This is a genomic window from Candidatus Edwardsbacteria bacterium (assembly GCA_031082425.1).
Classification (GTDB): domain Bacteria; phylum Edwardsbacteria; class AC1; order AC1; family EtOH8; genus UBA2226.
This window is the reverse complement of record JAVHLB010000003.1, coordinates 1-14,533: the sequence shown is the minus strand read 5'-3', so window position 1 is coordinate 14,533 and position 14,533 is coordinate 1. Positions and strand designations below refer to the sequence as shown.

Below are 14,533 nucleotides of genomic sequence, written 5' to 3'. Positions count from 1 at the left end.
ACGATTTATTATAATAATATTAATTGCTTCCGGCTTCATCTGCCATTCCCTGGACCAGTGCCTGTCCCTTGATGATGGCCTGCCCGTTGAAACGCAGGTCTATCTCGGTGGCGGTGAGATTCTCCCTCTTCAGGTTTTCCAGCACCTCTCCCAGCTTCTGCCATTCTTTTTTGAAGTGGCCGTTGCCGAAGTGCACCGCTACCCCGCCCGGAAGCCACAGTTTTATGTCCTTCTCATCGGTCGGGTCGAACAGCCACTGGTTCTCCAGCCAGGGGGCCGCCTCCATCAGCCTCAGGGCCCGCCAGACGCCATGGGCGCCGGCACCGTTGGTTTTAAGGCGGGGGAGTTTTTCCCGGTCGCGGTCAGCGGGCATCCGGGCGGCCCTGAAGATCACTCCTTCAGGGTCAATGACCAGCTGGCCATCGTGCTGCAGCTCGGCCAGGGGCTTCCGCTCGGTGATATGGAGATCCGCTATCCCCCAGGGCCATACCGTGAATTTGGCTCTTTTTACCGCCGGATATTTTTGGCAGATCCGGACCGCGGCCTTGCGGTATTCTGCTCTCCACAGGACCCGGCCGCTCAGCTCTCCGGCTATTTCCATGATCCCGGCGGTATCGGCCATCCGGTTCCCGCTGATATTGACCTGTTTGATGTTAAAGATCCCTTTTTCAAGCCCCTGCCTATAGCCATAGATCCCGGCCGCCAGCGTTGCCGATAAAACGATCAAACCCAATATGGCCTTCAGCTTCCCTTTTTGCCGGTGTTTTTTACGCAGCCGCCCGGCGCTCTTCCGGTCGAAATACGCGGTCATGGTTCCCCGACGGTCTTTACTTCGGGAGTCAGTTCGACGCCGATAGTTTTATAGGTTCTTTCCCTTATTATCTCGATCAGCTTCAGCACATCGGACGCCCTGGCCCCGCCATGGTTAACGATAAAATTGGCATGCTTGCTGGAGACCTTGGCCCCGCCTATCTTTCTCCCCCTCAGGCCGGCCACTCCTATCAGCCGGCGGGCTGAATCATTGACCGGATTTTTGAAGATGCAGCCGGCCGAGGGCAGGCTCAATGGCTGGTTCCGCTGTCTTTTTTCCATCCACTGTTTCATGGCGGATTTTATCCTGTTTTTTCGTCCCTCCAGCATTTCCAGCTCGGCCCCGGTGATCACGTAGCCCTCCGGGTATTCGGAATGGCGGTAGCCGAAATTTATCTGGCCGGCCCGCAGGGTCAGCCGGTCGCCGGATCGGGTGCATCCCCAGACCTTTTTGACTATATCCGACATCTGGCCGCCGTAGGCCCCGGCATTCATTACCAGCGCCCCGCCCACCGAACCGGGGATGCCCACCCCCCACTCCAGCCCGGCCAGGCTCATTTCGGCCGATCCCTCCACCAGCCGGGGAAGAGCGTATCCGGCGCCGACCTTGAGGGTGTTTTCCTTTCTTTCCGCCTGCCGAAAACCGGCGGTCATCTTGATCACCACCCCCCGGATGCCGCCGTCCAGCACCAGCAGGTTGGTGCCGTTTCCCAGGACCAGGCATGGCACCCCTGACCTATATATCCCGGCCAGCAGGTTCTGCAGGTCGGCCTCGTCAGCCGGGACCACCAGCAGATCGGCCGGGCCGCCTATCCTGAAAGAGGTATGGCGGGACATCGGCTCGCTGAAGCGGCACTGTCCCTTGGCCCTGGCGGCCAGCTGTTTTAATATATTTGCTGGGATCTTCATCTATTAAGGAATTCTTCCCCGTATTTATATATATCCCCGGCCCCCAGGGTGATCACGATGTCGTTGGGCTTTACCAGTTTCTCCAGCTGGCCCGGGATATCTTTTTTATCGGCCACATAGTGAACATTGCGGTGGCCCTTCTCCCTGGCGGCTTTGGCGATCAGCTCCCCTGTCACCCCCTGGATCGGTTCCTCCCGGGCCGGGTAGACGTCGGTGACCAGGAGCACATCGGCCTGGAAGAAGGCCCCGCCGAACTCAGTGTGGAAATCCCTGGTCCGGCTGTACAGGTGGGGCTGGAAGACCGCCACCACCCGGCGGGAGAAGCCGTCCTTGGCCGCCTTGAGGGTGGCCTCGATCTCGGTGGGGTGATGTCCGTAGTCGTCGATCACCAGAGCCCCGTTCCTTTCGCCCTTGATCTCGAACCGGCGGTAGACACCGTTGAATTCCGACAGGGCCTGGGCGATGACCTCGAATGGTATCTCCATGTCCAGTCCCACCGCGATGGCCGCCAGGGAGTTCTTGACATTGTGCACCCCGGGCAGATTCAGTTTGATGGTGCCCATAAGCCCTCGGCCGTTATGCACCTCGAAGCTGGTCTTCATCCCGTCGAACCGCAAGTCCCTGGCCTGCAGGTCGGCCTGCGATGACAGGCCGTAGGTGATGCACCTTTTCTCCAGCCGCGGCATGATGGCCTGTACCCCCCGCTCGTCCAGGCAGGCGATGATGGCGCCGTAGAACGGCACCTTGTTGGCGAATTCCACAAAGGCGTTCTTGATCTCGTCCAGGTCCTTGTAGCAGTCCAGGTGCTCGGCCTCGATGGTGGTGATGACCGCTATCACCGGGGCCAGCTTTAAAAATGATCGGTCGAACTCGTCGGCCTCGGCCACCAGATATTCTCCGGTGCCTAGCTTGGCGTTGCTGCCCAGGTAGCGTACCTTCCCGCCGATCACCAGGGTGGGGTCCAGGCCGGCCTGGGTCAGCACCTGGCCGATCATGGAGGTGGTGGAGGTCTTGCCGTGGGTCCCGGCTATCCCGATGCCCACTTTCAGGCGCATCAGCTCGGCCAGCATCTCGGCCCGGCGGATCACCGGGATCTTTTTCTCCCGGGCGGCTTTGACCTCGGGGTTATCATCGTGAACCGCCGATGAGGTGACCACCACTTCGGCCTGGCCCACATTCTCGGCCCGGTGTCCCTCGACAATTGTCGCTCCCAGCTTCTGCAGATGCTCGGTCACCTCGGAAAACTTGAGGTCGGAGCCCGAGATCGTGTAGCCCAGGTTGAGAAGCACCTCGGCGATCCCGCTCATGCCTATTCCGCCGATGCCCACGAAATGTATCTTTTTTATTTTTCCGAACATTGCTTTCCCGTCATTCTTATTATATTGTCGGCGATTTTGTCAGCCGCCTCCGGCCGGGCCAGAGTTTTGGCGGCCTGGGCCATCAGGTCATATTTTTTCTGGTCGAATAAAATATCCGATATCTTTTCCGCCAATACTTGCCCGTTCATATCCTGGTCCAATATCATTTCTGCTGCACCAGCTTTTTCCAGACTTCGGGCATTGTATTCCTGGTGGTTGCTGGCGGCATGGGGGTAAGGTATCAGTATCGAAGGCAGGCCGCAGGCCAGGGTTTCCGAGATCCCGGCCCCGGAACGGCTGATCACCAGGTCGGCGGCCGCCAGGGCGTAGGGCATTTGATCGATATAGGCCAGGACCTTTATCCCTGCCGAATATTGTTTGACGGCCTCTGAGATCTGCTCCCGGTCGTTTTTCCCGGTCTGGAATATTACCTGAAGGTCTTTTAGCTTTCCGTTTTGATCGAGCATCTTCAGGACTTCCAGCATGGCAAGATTGATGCTGTGGGCTCCCTGGCTTCCGCCGAAGACCAGGATGGTCCTTTTATTTCCGTTCAAGTCGAATTTCTCTACCCCCTTTTCCCGGGGTATGTTGCCAATCTCCGGTCGGATGGGGTTTCCGGTGAATAGCACCCGGGAACTTTTATCGAGGTAATTTGAGCATTCCGGAAATCCCCCGTATATCCGATCGGCGAACCGGGCCAGAAACCTTACCGCCTGGCTGGGCATCACATCCAAAGCCAGCAGCGAAATGGGTATTCTTAATATCCAGGCGGCCATCACCGGAGGGGCCGAGACATATCCCCCTGTGCCCAGAATCACATCTGGCCTGCATTTTGACAGATAAAAGAGCGACTGGATGACCCCGGACATCATGTACAGCGGGAAAAAGAATTGAGCAGTCCTGTTTTTCCCCAAAAATCCCTGGGCCGAGATGTATCTGATCCCATAGCCGGTCCCCGGCAGCACCCGCGATTCTATTCCCCGCCTGGTGCCGTAGAATGTGATCTTGGCCTGAGGGTTCGCCCGCTTAACGGCGGCGGCTACGGCCAGACCAGGATAGAGATGACCTCCCGTCCCTCCACCGGCTATCGCTAACTCCATTGTTCTTCCTGATAAAGGTTTGTCCGGACTTCTCCCCCCGGTGCTTCGAGATGTTCAATATCAGGCCCACCGACACCGCATTGGCCAGCAGGGCCGATCCCCCGTAGCTCAAGAAAGGCAGGGGCAGGCCGGTGATGGGGAAGATCCCCAGCGCCACGCTGATGTTGATGACCGCATAGATGAATATTCCGCAGCTCAACCCCAGAACCGTCAGGGACTCGAACCGGTCGCTAAGCTGCAGAGAGAGCTTGATCCCCCGCCACAGGATGACCAGAAAGACCAGCAGGATTATCCCGGCGAACAGCAGTCCGCCCTCCTCCCCGATGATGGAGAAGATGAAATCGGTATGGGCCTCGCTGACGAACAAAAACTTCTGCCGGCTCTGTCCCAGCCCCACCCCGAAAAACCCGCCGGAACCGATCCCCAGGAGGGACTGATGGGTCTGCACCAGGGTGTTTTTGATGTGCCCCGAGGAGGATTCGATCAGGGCCGACAATTCCTCGGGCCTGGTCAGCCCCCACCAGAATCCGGTCAGCCGGCCCAGCACATGCTGTTTGGTCAGGGCCGCGGCCACAAATGCCACCGAGGCCAGGCCCAGCCCGCCCGCCCAGGCCAGCAGGTTGGCTCCGCCCAGGAACAGCATGGTATAGCCCAGAAGCGCCAGGGCCATAGCGCTCCCGAAATCCGGCTGCAGGGCAATGATTCCGGCCAGCAACACCACCACCGCCACCCCCGGAATATATCCCGCCTTAACTTTTTTAAAATCATCGCCCTTTTTGTCTATGAGATCGGCCAGAAACAACACCAGGGCGATCCTGGCAATCTCCACCGGCTGTATCCCCATTATCCAGCTGCGGGATCCCCTGACCGCCTGGGCCAGAACCAGGGTCAGAAGCATCACCCCCAGCATCACAACGAAGAATGGCACTATCAGGCTTCTTAATTTCCGGTAATTGATATTGAGAGCCACCAGGAAAAATACCAGCGCCAAGGCCACCCTTATCAGCTCCCGCTTGAAAAAGAACAGGCTGTCATTGGAGAATTTGGCCGAACTGCCGGACATGAAGCCACCGGCGCTGAAGCTCATGATCAGCCCGAACCCGGTCAGCACCAGCACCGCCACCAATAGGTGGTGATCAATTTCTCCGCCCCTGCTGTTCATCGGCCCTCCAAATCATGAACCGCCTGTTTGAACTGCTCCCCCCGGTCCTCAAAATCCCTGAACATATCGAAGCTGGCGCAGCCCGGCGCCAGTATCACCACATCGCCGGCTTTAGCCTGTTGGGATGCCAGCCTGACGGCATCGGACATGTTGCCGGCCAAAACAGCCCGGCTGAAGCCCAGGGAATCCAGCTCGGCTTTCAGCCTCTCCCGGGCCTCGCCTATCAGCACCGCCGCCCGGGCCCGCTTAGAGATCTCGGTCATGAACCCGGAGAGGTCGGTCCCTTTCTCCTTGCCGCCGGCTATCACCACCAGGGGAAAATCAAAGGCCCGCAAAGAGCTTATCCCGGCATCATTATTGGTGCACATGGAGTTGTTTATGTAGCGAACACCTTTTACCGTGGCCACCTCCTCCAGGCGATGAGGCACCCCCCGGAACGAAACCAGTCCTGCCGCCATATCTGACCAAGAAACGTCCAGGACGGAGGCCGCGGCTGTTGCCGCCAGGGCATTGGAGATGTTATGTTTTCCCGGGATTTTAAGCTCCGCTGTATCCAAAATTTTGCGGCTTTTTTTATCCTGTGTTAAATAGAGGCTTCGGCCGTCCCACCAGGAGCCGTTCTCCACGGGATCTATCAGGCTGAAGTCCAGCCTGCTTCCCCGGTACCCGCTGCAATATTTCTGAACATTGAGATCATCCAGATTTAGAATAGAATGATCGGTTTCATCCTGGTTTTTCAACAGCTCCCCTTTGAGCCGGGCATAGCTTTCGAAATCGGGGTGCCGGTCCAGGTGGTCCGGGGAGATATTGGTCACCACCCCGATGTAAGGTTTGAAGGTCTTTATGGTCTCTATCTGAAAAGTACTGACCTCTGCTACTATGATGCTGTCGGGCCTGGTTTCGCAGGCCAGCTGGCACAGGGGTCTTCCCGGGGCCAGGTTTCCGCCGATATGCACATCCTTCCCGGCTTTTTTCAGGATGCTGCCGATCATGGAGACGGTGGTGGATTTGCCGTTGGTCCCGGTGACTGCGATGATCCGGGATTCGATGGCCCGATAAGCCAGCTCGATTTCGCCTATCACTTCGATGCCCATCATGGCGGCCCTCAGTAAAATCGGGATATCCGCCCGGACCCCGGGGCTGATCACTATCATCTGGCTGTCGAGCAGTTTTTCGGTGTGCCCTCCTGCTTCATGGGCCACGCCCATACCGTCCAACTCTTTCAGCCCTTGGGGGGCGATGCTTTTGAAATCGGAGACAAAGACCTCCGCCCCGGATTTTTTCAAAAGCCTTACCGCCGCCATCCCGCTGCGGGCCAGGCCGACCACCGAAACTTTCTTATTTGCCAGATCGGGCTTCATTCTATCTTATCTTCAGGGTGCTCAGGGCCACCAGGGCGCAGATCAGTGCTATTATCCAGAATCGGGTGACTATCTTTTCCTCGCTCCAGCCCTGCAGGGTAAAATGATGATGAATGGGGGCCATTTTGAAGATCCGCTTGCCGGTCAGCTTGAAGGAGGCCACCTGCAGGATCACCGACAGGGCCTCCATCACGAATACCCCGCCCACGATCAACAGCAGTATCTCCTGTTTTATCAGCACGGCGGTGGTTCCTATGGCCCCGCCCAGGGCCAGTGAGCCGGTGTCGCCCATCATGATCTCGGCCGGGTGGGCGTTGTACCACAAAAAGCCCAGCGCCGCCCCGACCATGGAGGCGCAGAATACGGTCAGCTCCCCCGATCCCTTCATGAAGATGATGTTGAGGTAACTGGCCAGCTTGTAATTCCCGGCAAAATAACACATCACGGCATAGGCCGCAGCGGCGAACAGCACCACTCCGATGGCCAGGCCGTCCAGCCCGTCGGTAAGGTTGACGGCATTGGAGGTCCCCACGATGACCACCACCACAAAGGGAATGAACAACCACCAGGCCAGATCGACGAAGATGTTTTTAAAGAACAGAAAATTGGTCTTGGTGGCGAACTCCGGGTTCAGAGGATAGATGACCAGGATGGCCCCTATCACCAGGGACAGGATGATCTGTCCCGCCAGCTTTTTCCTGCCCACCAGGCCCTTGGGCTGTTTCTTGATAACTTTCAGATAATCGTCGCTGAAACCGATGGCCCCCAGGCACAGGGTGGCCAGAGAGGCTATCTGGATGTAACGGTTGCTCAGGTCGGCCCACAGCAGCACCGGGATCATTATGGCCGCCAGGATTATCAGCCCGCCCATGGTGGGGGTGCCGGCCTTTTTTCTATGATGGTCCGGGGCATCCTCCCGTCCGGTGTCGCCAATGCCGAGTTTTTTAAGCCACCGGATCATGTAGGGCCCGATCAGAAAGGATATCAGCAAGGCCGTCACCAGGGCATAGGCCGAGCGGAAAGTGATGTAGCGGAACAAATTGAAGAAGTGGATCTTATCGGCCAATGGGTATAACAGCAGATACAGCATCTATGATAATCCTTTTATGGCGTTGACGATCTCCTCGAAGTGCCGGCTGCGGGAGGCCTTTACCAGAATCACATCGCCCTTTTTCAAGATGGTTCCCAGCTCGGCTATCAAAGCGGCGTTGTCCTGATAATGGAGGCTGTTCTTCTTCAGGCCGGAGGCCCCCAGATGAATGAGTTCCCCCAGCGGCCCCACCGCCACCACCAGGTCGGAATTCTCTGCCGCCAAAACCCCGATATCGTGGTGCCTGGGTTTTTCGATCTCACCCAACTCCAGCATCTCTCCCAGGATGGCCACCTTGCGGCGGGAGGCATCCATTGAACCCAGCACCTTGAGGGCCGCCCTCATCGAAGGCGGATTGGCATTATAGGCATCGTTGATAATGGTGAATCTGCCGGCTTGTATTATCTCCAGACGCATGGGGGTTGGTTCCTGCCCGGCCAGCCTTTCGGCGGCGCTTTTGATATCCACCCCCAGGGCCTCCCCGGCGGCCAGGGCCGCCAGGCAATTATAAACATTGTGCAGTCCCGGTTGCCTGATGATGACCTGTTGTCCGTTCACCATGAAGCAGGTCCCCTCCGGGCGGCAGGTTATCTGTCCGGCCCTGTAATGGCAATCATCGCCCAGCCCGAATTTTATTATTTTGGCTCTGGTTCTGGCGGTCTGGGACATCACGTTGGCGTCATCGCCGTTGACCACCGCCAGCCCTCCTTTGGGAAGGGCCTCCAATAATTCGCCCTTGGCCCGGCCCACCGTTGGCAGGTCTTTCAGATACAGGGTATGGCCCTCGCCCACGTTGGTTATTATCCCGACCTCCGGCTCCACCAGGCGGCACAGATCGGCTATCTCCCCCAGGGCGCTCATCCCCAGCTCCATCACCCCGATCTGGTGTTCTCCGCTGAGCCTGAACAGCGACAGCGGGATGCCGTACTGGTTGTTCAGGTTCCCCTGATTCTTGAGAACCTGGTATCGGGCCGAAAGTACGGCCGCCGTCATCTCCTTGACCGAGGTCTTGCCATTGGTGCCGGTGATGCCTATCATTTTGGGATGATATTTTTTCCGATAAAAATATGCCAACTCTTTCAGCGCCCTCAGGGTGTCGGGTACCTTTATCAGGCCGGACTCTTTTTGGCCTTTCCAGTCTATGTTCCCGGAGGACATGATCCCGGAGGCCCCGCTCCTGACCGCCTGGGCGGCAAATCCCTGTCCGTCGAAATTGGGTCCCTTTATAGCTACGAACAGCTCCCCCGGCTTAATGGTGCGGGAGTCGATGCTGACCCCTTGGGCCAGGCCATCCGGGCCGGAAAGGTTCCCGCCCACCGCCTGGGCTATCTCCGACAGGTGCATGCCCTCCATTAGACGCCCAGCCTTTGCTTCAGGGCTTCCCCGGCGACCTCCCGGTCGTCAAAATGGATCTTGGCGGAGCCCAGAATCTGGTAATCCTCGTGGCCCTTGCCGGCGATGATCACCATGTCCCCTTTACGGGCCAGTTCGATGGATTTGTATATGGCCTCCTTGCGGTCGGGGAACAGGATATATTCCCGGCCGGACAGGCCGGGCAGAACATCGTTGATGATCCGGTCCGGGTCCTCGGTTCGGGGGTTGTCCGAGGTGAGCACCACGATGTCGGAATTCTTGGCCACCGCCCGGCCCATCAGGGGGCGCTTGCTGCGATCGCGGTCGCCTCCGCAGCCGAACACGGTTATGATCCTTCGGGGATTAAGCTCCCGGGCTGCATTCAGGAGGTGTTCCAATTCCTGAGAGGTATGGGCATAATCCACTATCACTGAAAAATCCTGGCCCAGGTTCACCGGCTCGAACCTCCCGGCCACTCTGTCGACCTTCTCCAGGCCGGTTTTGATCTCTTCCAGAGGCAGGCCGCGGGACAGGGCCCCCGCCGCCGCCGCCAGGGCGTTATAGATATTGTGCCGGCCGGCTATAGCCAGGTTTACTTCTGCCGACCGATCGCCGGTTCTTAATCTAAACTTTGATCCCTGGGGAGTGCTGCTGATTTCATCAGCCATGACATCAGCCTGGCTGTCTATTCCGAAGGTCAGGATTTTGGTCTTGACCGCTTCCCGCACCCGGCCGGCCGCCGGATCGTCCCGGTTGATCACCGCCGCAGCCCCTCCCCACAGGTTCTGGAAAAGCTTCAGTTTTGACCTCAGGTAGCTTTCCATATCCCGGTGGAAATCCAGATGGTCCTGGGAGAAATTGGTGAACACCGCGGTGGAAAAATTTATGCCGGCCACCCGGTCCAGCTCGATGCCGTGCGAGGAGGCCTCCATGATGGCGGTATCGGCCCCGGCGCTGACCATCCGGGACAGCAGATCCTGGAGGTCCAACGATTCCGGGGTGGTGTTGGGGGCCGAGAATTTTTGGTCCAGTATCCAGTAGTTGATGGTGCCCAGAAGGCCGGTCTTCCTGCCGGCCTCTTCCATGATGGAGCGCAGCAGGTAGGTGGTGGTGGTCTTCCCGGCGGTGCCGGTCACCGCGATCATGTCCAGCCGGTCCGCCGGCCGGCCCAGATAAGCGGCCGACATCAGGGCCATGGCCCGGCGGCAATTGGCCACCTTGATCCAGGGGATGCCGTCCGATATTCTGTTGTTCTCGCTGACGACCAGGCCGGCCCCGTTGGCCAGGGCCTGCCCCACGAACTTATTGCCGTCGGATTGATAGCCGGAGATGGCGAAGAACAGATTTCCCGCCTCTATCTTCCGGGAATCATAATGCATTCCGCTGATCTCCATATCCTCCGGCAGGGCTGACCGGGAGATGATCTGATCGGGGCAGGATTTTATGAGCTCGGCCGTCTTCATCACAATTTCGTATTTATCCCCCCATTGTTGGCCATCAGGTCCTGGGCGAAACCTCCGGGCAGGCTGATGATCCGCTTCATTATGCTGCGGCAGACGGGCGCCGCCACCTGGCCGCCATACACCCTGCCGTGCGGCTCGTTGATTATCACCGTCACCACCAGCCGGGGGGACTCCGCCGGGATAAAGCCGATGAAAGAGGCGATATATTTGTCCCGGTCATAGCCCTTGCGGCCCTGGGCCTTCTTCTGGGCGGTGCCGGTCTTGCCGGCGATCTTCCAGCCGTTGATGGCCGCCGGCTGGCCGGTGCCATTCTCCACGCACTGCTCCAGCATGGCCACCAGTTTTCTGGAGGTCTCCCGGGATATCACCCGGCGGAGGGTATCGGCCGGCTGGGATCCCGGCACCGCCTCACTGCTTTCCCCGTACCCCTTAAGCAGCCGCGGTTTCACCAGGAATCCCCCGTTGGCGATGGCGGCATAGGCTGCCGTCAGCTGAATGGCATTGACCGAGAGCCCCTGGCCGAAGCTGATGTTGGCACCCTGGATCACCGACCATTTATCCGGCCTCTCCATCACCCCCTCGGTCTCCCCGGGGAACTCAATTCCGGTCTTGCATCCGAAGCCGAAGGAACGGGCGTACTGGTAGAGCTTCTCCTTGCCCAATTCCTGGCCGACCTTGACCAGGCAGATGTTGCTGGAATGGACGATGGCCTCCGAGGCGGTTATCGGGCCGTATTTATGCTTCTCGGCCTCGCCGATCTTGTATCCGCCGATGCTGAAGAGGCCCTTTTCACCGTCGATGATATCCTCCGGTCCGGTCACCCCCTCCTCGACTGCGGCCGCCATGGTGATGATCTTGAAAGTGGAGCCGGGCTCGAACTGCTCCAGCACCGCCCGGTTGATATACGTTTCCCGGCCATAGCTGTTGAAGCGGTTGGGGTCGAACGGGGGGTAACTGGCAATGGCCAGTATCTCGCCGGTGCCGGGGTCGGAGATCACCACTGCGCCAGAGGCGGCCCGGGCTGATTTGGCCCCCCGGTCCAGCTCCTGGTCGGCTATGGCCTGGTATTCGGCATCGATGGTCAGGAAAACGCTGTGGCCGGCCTTGGCCGGGGACGAGGCATATTCCAAGGTGGCGTGGGTCCGGCCGGTGGCGTCTCGCTGCCTGATGGCCCAGCCGCTCTGCCCCCTCAGCAGATCGTCGTACAGCAGCTCCATTCCCTCCAGGCCCCGGCCGTCGTCTCCGATGAACCCCAGCAGCTGGGCCCCCATCGAACCATAGGGATAGGAACGCCGGCCATCAAAGGACAGTGCCAATGGCCGGCCGCAGCGATCATATATCCTCCCCCGTTCCGGCAGGATCCCTATCCTCTGCTGGTGCTGTTTTTGGGCCAGATATTTATAATGGCCGCCCCTGACTGCCTGCAGCCAGACCAAACGGCCAAACATAACGGACCAAATCACCAGGCCGGCTAACGCCAATATGGTAAGCCGGCCCCGGCTCATTGCTGCCCCCACGCGGTTGATGCCGGATTGAAGATCCCGGCCAGGTTGGAGGACCAACCGGCTTCATCCCGTCCCCTGGGCGGCTGGATGATGGCCACGATCTGCTGCTTCTCGGGATAGGCCAGCCCCAGACCGCCCATCGCCACCTGCTCTATCCTGCCCCGGAATGACAACTGCTGTTTTTCCACCGTCAGCATCTTCACCCGGTCGGAGGTCCTGCGGTTGGCCTCCTGGTAATATTCTATGGCCGCCACCTGCCGGGCCAGATATATCTTCTGCCATACATAGCAGAACAACACGGCAAAGAAGGCCAGGAAGATGGCCGCGATCAGCCAGCCGGTCTTGTTCCGGCCCGGCTGGTATTCGCCTCTATGTAAGTATCTGCTCATAATTTTTCCGCGGTTCTAAGATGGGCGCTTCGGGCCCTGGGATTCTGGAGGACCTCTTCATCCTCCGGCAATACCGGCTTGCGGTTAAGTATTTTTATCGCCGGCTTCCTGCCGCAGGCGCAGAAAGGCAATCCTTTGGGGCAGGTGCAGGGATCGGCCGCCTGGCGGAAAAGATCCTTGACCATTCCGTCCTCCAGCGAATGGTAGGTCAGCACCACCAGCCTTCCGCCCGGGGCCAGTATGTCCAGCGCCGCCTGCAGGCCTTTTTTCAAGGAGCCCAGTTCGTCGTTGACCTCTATCCTTATGGCCTGAAATATGCGGGAAAGTGTCTTGGTGGGCATCTCAGGCCGGGTGCTCTTGATGATTGACGCCAGTTGTCCGGTGGTGGTTATTCGGGATATCTCCCTGGCTTTGGCGATGGCCCTGGCTATCCTGCCGGAAAACCTTTCCTGTCCGTACTCCAGGAATATTCTCTTGAGTTCTTCGGGACCATACTGGTTTATGATATTTTCTGCCGTCAGGGTAGAATTTCCCATCCGCATGTCCAGCGGACCGTCCGCCTGGAAGGAGAAACCCCGCTCCTGCCGGTCGATCTGGGGAGAGGAGACGCCCAGGTCCAGCAGCACCCCGTGGATGTCAAAGGAGATGTCGGCCATGACCTCCGCCAGCTCCGAAAAATTTCTCTCAAAGAACAAAACCCGGTCACCGTAGATTTTCATATTTTCCCGGGCCGCCTTCAGGGCCGCGGGGTCGCGGTCCAATCCGATGAGTTTTCCGTCCGGCGAACTTTTCTCCAATATTCTTTTGCTGTGTCCGCCTCCGCCCAGGGTCCCGTCCAAATAGTTCCTTCCCGGCTGGACGGCCAGATGATCTATGCTTTGGTTTAAAAGAACCGGTCGATGTAGGAATGACTGGAGCATTATCGTTGGCTGTGATTCAAGCCACGGCCGACAACGGGGGATTCTCCTGGTCCGGATTCTCCTGGCGTTTGAAAAGGTCGCCCTGGGCGGCGGCATCGTTGTCCAGGATCTCGAAGGATTCGGCCGCCCCGGCCATCCGCAGAATGTTCACCAGGTAGGGGGACAGGCCGCTCAGGATCAGGTCGCCGCCATAGCTGCGCAGACGTTCGGCCCGCTTTAAAAGAATCTCCACTCCCCGGTAATCCATGTGTTTTACCTGGGACATATCCATCTCCACCCTGAAGCAGTTCCTCTTGATCACCTTCAAAATAGCTTCCTCGATCTGGAAAAAACCCTGGAGATTGATCATCCCGTTGACCTCTAGCTTGGTAGCGTTCTGTCCGGCCGGTAAAACCTGAATCCTCATCTCAAATCTCCCTATATGTGATGAAATGGTTTAAAGCTGTTTGACCAGTTCCTGGTAGTTGTCGCTGTTGTCGCCCAGGAATTTTTCGTAGGCCGAGGGGTTCCACAGTTCGATCTTGTCCATCACCCCGGCGATCACCACCTCTTTGCTGAGGTTGGCCTGCTTCTGGAACTGGGCGGGGACGATGATACGGCCCTGCGAATCTATCTCCACCGGAAAACTCTCGGCCGAGAAGATCCTGATGGCATTGCGGTTCTCCTCGGTGCGGGGCAGGGCGTTCAGCTCCTCCATCTTCCTCAGCCAGTTATCATTGGGATAGACGAACAGGCAGCCGTCCTTGAGGCCGCGGGTGATCCACAGCTGATTGTTGGCCTGGGCGGAGATCATCTTCCGAAGCTGGGCCGGGATGTTGAGCCGGCCCTTGGCATCGAGATTATGATGATAGGTTCCCCCGAAAATGGTCATAATGACACCTCCCGAGCCGCTTTGGTTGAGACGGCTTTTGATAGATATCAGGGCCTTGTCCGTAAGTTATTGAAAATATAGAGCTATGGGTTTAAATTCCACTCTAATCCACTATGCCCCACTTTGTCCCACTTCGAACCATTTTATATACATTTTGCCCCATTGTCAAGTAAAAAATGAAAATATTTTATATTTTTTTACCGGGCCTGATCTAATGTGAAAAGCCAATGAAAAAAGCCCCC

The 14,533-nt window shown here is 58.1% G+C and carries 14 protein-coding genes; all 14 read right to left on the bottom strand.

Going from position 1 to position 14,533, the window contains the following annotated elements; genetic code table 11:
• Nucleotides 1-19: 19 nt before the first annotated feature.
• The 14 genes from RDU76_03390 to mraZ are packed head-to-tail and all read right to left on the bottom strand — an operon-like array spanning nucleotide 20 to nucleotide 14,291.
• Nucleotides 20-811, bottom strand: a complete 792-nt coding sequence (locus tag RDU76_03390; protein MDQ7797975.1) for a cell division protein FtsQ/DivIB — start codon at nucleotides 809-811, stop codon at nucleotides 20-22.
• Entirely contained in the window at nucleotides 808-1,719 is a 912-nt protein-coding gene (gene murB, locus RDU76_03385) for a UDP-N-acetylmuramate dehydrogenase (protein ID MDQ7797974.1), read from the bottom strand. The genes RDU76_03390 and murB overlap by 4 nt, the downstream gene beginning before the upstream one ends.
• Complete coding sequence (murC, locus tag RDU76_03380) at nucleotides 1,716-3,077, bottom strand: UDP-N-acetylmuramate--L-alanine ligase (protein MDQ7797973.1); 1,362 nt, start codon at nucleotides 3,075-3,077, stop codon at nucleotides 1,716-1,718. Before murC ends, murB begins: the two co-directional genes overlap by 4 nt.
• A complete protein-coding gene (gene murG / locus RDU76_03375) occupies nucleotides 3,062-4,177 on the bottom strand; it encodes an undecaprenyldiphospho-muramoylpentapeptide beta-N-acetylglucosaminyltransferase (GenBank protein ID MDQ7797972.1) in 1,116 nt (371 codons plus the stop codon). Before murG ends, murC begins: the two co-directional genes overlap by 16 nt.
• On the bottom strand, nucleotides 4,104-5,339 hold the full coding sequence (locus RDU76_03370; protein MDQ7797971.1) for a putative peptidoglycan glycosyltransferase FtsW: 1,236 nt from the start codon (nucleotides 5,337-5,339) through the stop codon (nucleotides 4,104-4,106). Before RDU76_03370 ends, murG begins: the two co-directional genes overlap by 74 nt.
• Nucleotides 5,336-6,700: a UDP-N-acetylmuramoyl-L-alanine--D-glutamate ligase gene (gene murD, locus RDU76_03365; GenBank protein MDQ7797970.1), complete on the bottom strand. Its 1,365-nt coding sequence runs from the start codon at nucleotides 6,698-6,700 to the stop codon at nucleotides 5,336-5,338. Before murD ends, RDU76_03370 begins: the two co-directional genes overlap by 4 nt.
• Nucleotide 6,701: 1 nt before the next feature.
• On the bottom strand, nucleotides 6,702-7,790 hold the full coding sequence (gene mraY, locus RDU76_03360; GenBank protein MDQ7797969.1) for a phospho-N-acetylmuramoyl-pentapeptide-transferase: 1,089 nt from the start codon (nucleotides 7,788-7,790) through the stop codon (nucleotides 6,702-6,704).
• Complete coding sequence (gene murF / locus RDU76_03355; GenBank protein MDQ7797968.1) at nucleotides 7,791-9,143, bottom strand: UDP-N-acetylmuramoyl-tripeptide--D-alanyl-D-alanine ligase; 1,353 nt, start codon at nucleotides 9,141-9,143, stop codon at nucleotides 7,791-7,793.
• Nucleotides 9,143-10,606: a UDP-N-acetylmuramoyl-L-alanyl-D-glutamate--2,6-diaminopimelate ligase gene (locus RDU76_03350; GenBank protein ID MDQ7797967.1), complete on the bottom strand. Its 1,464-nt coding sequence runs from the start codon at nucleotides 10,604-10,606 to the stop codon at nucleotides 9,143-9,145. Before RDU76_03350 ends, murF begins: the two co-directional genes overlap by 1 nt.
• Nucleotides 10,606-12,054 carry a penicillin-binding protein 2 gene (locus tag RDU76_03345; GenBank protein ID MDQ7797966.1) on the bottom strand — a complete coding sequence of 483 codons (1,449 nt, stop codon included), beginning with the start codon at nucleotides 12,052-12,054 and terminating at the stop codon, nucleotides 10,606-10,608. The genes RDU76_03350 and RDU76_03345 overlap by 1 nt, the downstream gene beginning before the upstream one ends.
• A gap of 53 nt (nucleotides 12,055-12,107) precedes the next feature.
• Nucleotides 12,108-12,500, bottom strand: a complete 393-nt coding sequence (locus RDU76_03340) for a cell division protein FtsL (GenBank protein MDQ7797965.1) — start codon at nucleotides 12,498-12,500, stop codon at nucleotides 12,108-12,110.
• Nucleotides 12,497-13,420, bottom strand: a complete 924-nt coding sequence (gene rsmH, locus RDU76_03335; GenBank protein MDQ7797964.1) for a 16S rRNA (cytosine(1402)-N(4))-methyltransferase RsmH — start codon at nucleotides 13,418-13,420, stop codon at nucleotides 12,497-12,499. The genes RDU76_03340 and rsmH overlap by 4 nt, the downstream gene beginning before the upstream one ends.
• Nucleotides 13,421-13,436: 16 nt before the next feature.
• Nucleotides 13,437-13,826 (bottom strand): STAS domain-containing protein, encoded by a 390-nt coding sequence (locus RDU76_03330; GenBank protein MDQ7797963.1) that lies wholly within the window; start codon nucleotides 13,824-13,826, stop codon nucleotides 13,437-13,439.
• A gap of 30 nt (nucleotides 13,827-13,856) precedes the next feature.
• Entirely contained in the window at nucleotides 13,857-14,291 is a 435-nt protein-coding gene (gene mraZ / locus RDU76_03325; protein ID MDQ7797962.1) for a division/cell wall cluster transcriptional repressor MraZ, read from the bottom strand.
• Between the last annotated feature and the right edge of the window lie 242 nt (nucleotides 14,292-14,533).

What these genes read in the sequence shown, in the direction of transcription:
- RDU76_03350 (MDQ7797967.1), bottom strand. Translation starts at nt 10,606, where the DNA reads ATGAAGACGGCCGAGCTCATAAAATCCTGCCCCGATCAGATCATCTCC.
- murC (MDQ7797973.1), bottom strand. Translation starts at nt 3,077, where the DNA reads ATGTTCGGAAAAATAAAAAAGATACATTTCGTGGGCATCGGCGGAATA.
- murB (MDQ7797974.1), bottom strand. Translation starts at nt 1,719, where the DNA reads ATGAAGATCCCAGCAAATATATTAAAACAGCTGGCCGCCAGGGCCAAG.
- RDU76_03330 (MDQ7797963.1), bottom strand. Translation starts at nt 13,826, where the DNA reads ATGAGGATTCAGGTTTTACCGGCCGGACAGAACGCTACCAAGCTAGAG.
- murG (MDQ7797972.1), bottom strand. Translation starts at nt 4,177, where the DNA reads ATGGAGTTAGCGATAGCCGGTGGAGGGACGGGAGGTCATCTCTATCCT.
- murD (MDQ7797970.1), bottom strand. Translation starts at nt 6,700, where the DNA reads ATGAAGCCCGATCTGGCAAATAAGAAAGTTTCGGTGGTCGGCCTGGCC.
- rsmH (MDQ7797964.1), bottom strand. Translation starts at nt 13,420, where the DNA reads ATGCTCCAGTCATTCCTACATCGACCGGTTCTTTTAAACCAAAGCATA.
- RDU76_03390 (MDQ7797975.1), bottom strand. Translation starts at nt 811, where the DNA reads ATGACCGCGTATTTCGACCGGAAGAGCGCCGGGCGGCTGCGTAAAAAA.
- mraZ (MDQ7797962.1), bottom strand. Translation starts at nt 14,291, where the DNA reads ATGACCATTTTCGGGGGAACCTATCATCATAATCTCGATGCCAAGGGC.
- RDU76_03345 (MDQ7797966.1), bottom strand. Translation starts at nt 12,054, where the DNA reads ATGTTTGGCCGTTTGGTCTGGCTGCAGGCAGTCAGGGGCGGCCATTAT.
- RDU76_03340 (MDQ7797965.1), bottom strand. Translation starts at nt 12,500, where the DNA reads ATGAGCAGATACTTACATAGAGGCGAATACCAGCCGGGCCGGAACAAG.
- mraY (MDQ7797969.1), bottom strand. Translation starts at nt 7,790, where the DNA reads ATGCTGTATCTGCTGTTATACCCATTGGCCGATAAGATCCACTTCTTC.
- RDU76_03370 (MDQ7797971.1), bottom strand. Translation starts at nt 5,339, where the DNA reads ATGAACAGCAGGGGCGGAGAAATTGATCACCACCTATTGGTGGCGGTG.
- murF (MDQ7797968.1), bottom strand. Translation starts at nt 9,143, where the DNA reads ATGGAGGGCATGCACCTGTCGGAGATAGCCCAGGCGGTGGGCGGGAAC.